A 4,150-nucleotide genomic window follows, 5' to 3' on the forward strand; every position below is an offset into this window, starting at 1 on the left:
GAGGTCGGCAAGATGTTCGCCCGCGACGCCGAACGGTCGGCCTACGACAAGCCGATGCGCGCGCTGGCACTGACCTATGTCACCGGCATGACCCCGCGCCAGCCGTATTCGGCGGTCGAGTTCAACCTGATCCCGGGGATCGGCGAATACTTCGTCTTTCCCGCCCTGACCACCACCGGCCCCTGCGAGATCATGGTCTTCGAAGGCGTTCCCGGCGGCCCGATGGATTGCTGGGCCGATGTGAAGACCCCGGCGCAGCACCTCGAGAAATCGCTCTGGATCCTGAAGACCTTCCTGCCGTGGGAATATGAACGCTCGCAGAGCTGCCAGTTGACCGACGACAACGGCATCCTTGCCGGGCGCTTTGCCCCGACGATCCGGCATCCCGTCGCGACCCTTCCGTCGGGGCGCAAAGTGCTGGGTCTGGGCGACGCGGTCTGCCTGAACGACCCGATCACCGGGCAGGGCTCGAACAACGCGGCAAAAGCGGCGGCGGTCTATCTCAAGCGCATCCTGGATCACGGCGACAAGCCCTTCGACGAGGCCTGGATGCAGGGCACCTTCGATCAGTTCTGGGACTACGCGCAATGGGTGGTGACCTGGACGAACATGCTGCTGCAACCGCCGCCGCCGTTCATCCTCGACATCATGGGCACCGCCTGTGCCGAGCCCAGACTGGCGCACCGGCTTGCCAACGGCTTCGACGATCCGCGCGACTTCTTCCCGTGGTTCGCCGACCCGGCCGCCGCCGCGGACTATCTGGCCGAGTTGAGGGCCGCCTGACATGGGCGCGCCCGTCGACCTGACGGCGTTCCGGGCCGCGATGGCACGCTTTCCGGGGGCGGTCACCATCGTGACCGCCCTCGCGGGCCGCGAGCGGCGCGGGATCACCGCGACCGCCGTCTGCTCGGTCAGCGCCGAACCGCCAAGCCTGCTGGTGTGCCTCAACCGCAAGACCGGCACCTGCGCGGCGGTGCGGGACAGCGGCATGTTCAACGTCAACCTGCTGAAAGGGGAAGGCGGGCCGATCGCGTTGCAGTTTGCCGGCGCAGGCGGCGCGACCGGCGAGGAGAAGTTTTCGGAAGGGCACTGGGGCACCGACAGCCGCGGCCTGCCGTTGTTACCGGAGGCGGTGGTCGGGTTTTCCTGCGAGGTTGTCGAAGCGATGGACAGCGGCACCCACACCGTCTTCATCGGAACGGTCACGGCACTCGCGATCCGCGAAGGCGCCGCGCTGGTCTATGAACAGTCCCGCTTTCATCGGCTGGCGCCGCTCTAAAGCGAATTGCGTTCAACTTGAATCAGAATTCGCCCCAAGACTTGGGCGAATTCTGATGTCCTTGCGTCAGATAGAACGCAATTCGCTCTAGGCGCTTGGACACGCCTGTTCGTCGCGAGCCCGCGCCCGCGACGACCGCCTCGATCGGCGCCGCCCCCAGCGGCTGACCGGTGAAAAGCCGGTGGAAGGCGTTGCCGAGCGCGGTCAGCATCCAGCCCTGATCGTGCGGGACATCGCTCGGGAACGAGGGCTCATGCTGGCCGGCAATGACCGGGGTGACCTGACGCGATTGTCACGACGTCTTCTTCGCCCCCGTGTCGATGTCCTTCAGCGCGAGGGTCAGGCCCGGGTTCATGCTGTCCACCATCGCCGTCGGGATCAGGATCGTGGCGCCGCGCTCTTTCGTGGTCTCGTAGATGATGTTCATCGCCCGCAGTTGCAGCGCGGCCGGGTAGTCGGCATAGGTCTTGGCCGCCTCGACGAACTGCCCGGCGATCGCGGCCTCGGCCGACCCGAGGATGACGCGCGCCTGCTTTTCGCGCTCTGCCTGCGCCTGCCGCGACATCGCGTCCTGCAAGGCCTCGGGGATCGCCACGTCGCGGATGTCGACCGACTTCACCGAAATCCCCCAGTCGGCGGTCTTCCGGCCGATCTCCTCGCGCAGCAGGGCGTCGGCGGCCTCGCGGTCGGACAGCAGCGCCGACAACATCGACGAGCCGATCATCTGGCGCAGCGAGGTCTGCGCGACCCGGTCGATCGCCACGCGGTAGTCGGTGATGTTCAGCGCCGCCTTCTGCGCGTCATGGACGTTCCAGAAGATGATCGCGTCCACGTTGACCGGCACGGTGTCCCGGGTCAGCGCCTGTTCGGCGCTGAAGGCCGTGGTCTGGATGCGCTCGTCGATCACCGCGACGACGTTGTCGATCACCGGGATGATGAGGAAGAGCCCCGGACCTTTCACGCCGAGCAGCCTGCCCGCCCGCAGGATCACGAACTTCTGCCAGGTGTTGGCCATCTTCAACGACGCCCCGATGACGATCGCCAGAAGAACGAAGACGATCGCCAGGACATACTGCCCGGCCGCACTCAGGGTGGCGCCGATGGCAAAGAAGACGAGTGTAAGAAATGCGGTGATGAGGTTCATTTTGTTGGACCATGATGAGGGGGCACCGACGGCGGGCCTTCGTCGACCTGTCATTCGGGCCCGAGCCAGCGACAATTACGCGATCTGGACGCAGGAATGGACTGACGGCGCCCGGCAGCCTCTCTTGGCGCTTCCTGCGAAGGATGCGCGCGGTGGGGCATCTCGGTCAAGCCGACACCTGTGCCAAAGCGGGGTTCCTTCGGGACGACGTGGACACATCTGTGTTCCCCCAGCCTCGCGGCGGTCCGCCAGCGCAGGCGTCCGGCGGCCCGTTCGCCCTCGCCATGCGGGGTCCACTTTTCGTCGGGCAGGCCCGGGCACGACGGGCACCGGCAGAAACCGGCGGCCGACGCCCTGCCAGGCTGGTTGCCCCGCGCACCGCAACGCTCGCGTTCATTTGAGAAGGGCGGCCTTGGAACTTGTCCCGGCCCGTCATATCACCGCGATCGAATTCTCTCAGGTCAGGCAGGCTCCCATTGTCCAGTTCCGTCTCGAAACTCAGCGCCTGCAGCCCGATCACGCTGTCGGTGCTGCGCATTGTGGTTGCGCTCCTCTTCATCGAGCACGGAACCCAGAAGCTGCTGAACTTTCCGCCGTCAGGCCACGAGGGCCCCGCTTTGGTATCGCTGATCGGCCTTGCGGGCCTGCTGGAGATGATCGGCGGCACCCTTGTTGCCCTCGGGCTGTTCACGCGGGTGGTGGCCTTCATCCTGTCGGGAGAGATGGCGGTGGCGTATTTCATGACGCACTTCCCGCGCAGCTTCTTTCCCTTGCTCAGCGGGGGCGAAGCGGCCGTGCTGTTCTGCTTTGTGTTTCTCTACCTGGTCTTCGCTGGCGCAGGCAGCCTGAGTGTTGACGCGCTGCGCAAGAAGGGCTGATCGGCTCCAGCGCGATCTCGACGGCGTTCAGCGCATCAAGTCGGCCGGGGCTTTCAAGGCGTTGCACGACGCTTCGCACACTTGGCGGGCGTTCCGCACGCGGCCGAGCGGGAAGGTGATTTCCCTCGGGTTCATCCCGCTGGTCGATGCGGCGCCGCTGATCGTGGCGCGGGATCCGGGGTTTGACGTGGAAGAGCGGCTGAGCTTCGATCCGCACCGTGCCGCCTCGTGGTCGATGCTGCGCGACATGCTGACCTTCGGGCAGGTGGCGGCGGAGGGGATGTTCGGGGTCAACCCGAAGACGCTCGTCGTGCGGTGAGATCGAATATATGTTTCCAAGCAGGATCGTCGAAGACAAACTGCCCAAAGAGGAAAGCGCCTGCCTTCGTCAAGTGGATGCGGTCGACACTCAATATCTCGCCGTTCGCGTCGAAGAGGGGAACCCCGCCAAATCGACTGTCCATCGTCGCGAGGACATTCACGTACTCGGCCGAAGGCACCAACTGGGAGTACAGTCGATTTGCTTCGACCGTGTCTGGCATCAAATGGGCGCGCACAGCGGGTCGAAGGGATACGGGCGTGTGCATGTAGATGTTCAAATTGTACCCGAAGTGCTTGGGGCCTACCAAGACGAACGGTTTCTTCGAAAGCGGCGGCGCCGCCCAGTCGATGCTAGGACACTCCCCCTTGAACGCATATGTAGTCGGTGCTGAACAATCCTGAAGTCTATGATTTTGTTCGGTGATTCCACGGAACTGATAGCTTTAGATTGCAGGATTTCGTACGATTTGGCTCGAAACCTTGCGAAGTCGGGACCCCGGTATGAAGCACCGTCCGCGCTCTGAAGAA

6 protein-coding genes are annotated in these 4,150 nt (G+C 64.5%); 4 read left to right on the forward strand and 2 right to left on the reverse strand.

From position 1 onward, the window contains the following. Together AC11WY_RS19100 and AC11WY_RS19105 are read left to right on the forward strand one after the other, a co-directional pair. Positions 1–783, forward strand: a 783-nt coding sequence (locus AC11WY_RS19100) for a styrene monooxygenase/indole monooxygenase family protein (protein WP_482928435.1), incomplete at its 5' end; no start/stop codon positions are given. A gap of 1 nt (position 784) precedes the next feature. After that, on the forward strand, positions 785–1,279 hold the full coding sequence (locus AC11WY_RS19105) for a flavin reductase family protein (protein ID WP_482928437.1): 495 nt from the start codon (positions 785–787) through the stop codon (positions 1,277–1,279). A gap of 22 nt (positions 1,280–1,301) precedes the next feature. Here AC11WY_RS19105 and AC11WY_RS19110 read toward each other — a convergent pair whose 3' ends face one another. Beyond that, the gene (locus tag AC11WY_RS19110; RefSeq protein ID WP_482928439.1) at positions 1,302–1,490 is read right to left on the reverse strand and encodes a hypothetical protein; all 189 of its coding nucleotides are present in this window, start codon (positions 1,488–1,490) and stop codon (positions 1,302–1,304) included. An 81-nt stretch (positions 1,491–1,571) separates the two neighbouring features. Continuing rightward, positions 1,572–2,423 (reverse strand): slipin family protein, encoded by an 852-nt coding sequence (locus tag AC11WY_RS19115; protein ID WP_482928441.1) that lies wholly within the window; start codon positions 2,421–2,423, stop codon positions 1,572–1,574. Between the two features lie 476 nt (positions 2,424–2,899). Between AC11WY_RS19115 and AC11WY_RS19120 the strand changes: the two genes are divergently transcribed. Further along, complete coding sequence (locus AC11WY_RS19120) at positions 2,900–3,301, forward strand: DoxX family protein (RefSeq protein WP_482928443.1); 402 nt, start codon at positions 2,900–2,902, stop codon at positions 3,299–3,301. A 115-nt stretch (positions 3,302–3,416) separates the two neighbouring features. Next, positions 3,417–3,620, forward strand: coding sequence for an ABC transporter substrate-binding protein (locus AC11WY_RS19125; RefSeq protein WP_482928444.1), 204 nt, complete (start codon positions 3,417–3,419; stop codon positions 3,618–3,620). Positions 3,621–4,150 lie beyond the last annotated feature (530 nt).

It is taken from the genome of Solirhodobacter sp. (assembly GCF_964715405.1).

Bases quoted from the DNA above. Each gene is read 5' to 3' on its own strand.
- AC11WY_RS19105 (WP_482928437.1), top strand. From the start codon at position 785: ATGGGCGCGCCCGTCGACCTGACGGCGTTCCGGGCCGCGATGGCACGC.
- AC11WY_RS19110 (WP_482928439.1), bottom strand. From the start codon at position 1,490: ATGCTGACCGCGCTCGGCAACGCCTTCCACCGGCTTTTCACCGGTCAG.
- AC11WY_RS19115 (WP_482928441.1), bottom strand. From the start codon at position 2,423: ATGAACCTCATCACCGCATTTCTTACACTCGTCTTCTTTGCCATCGGC.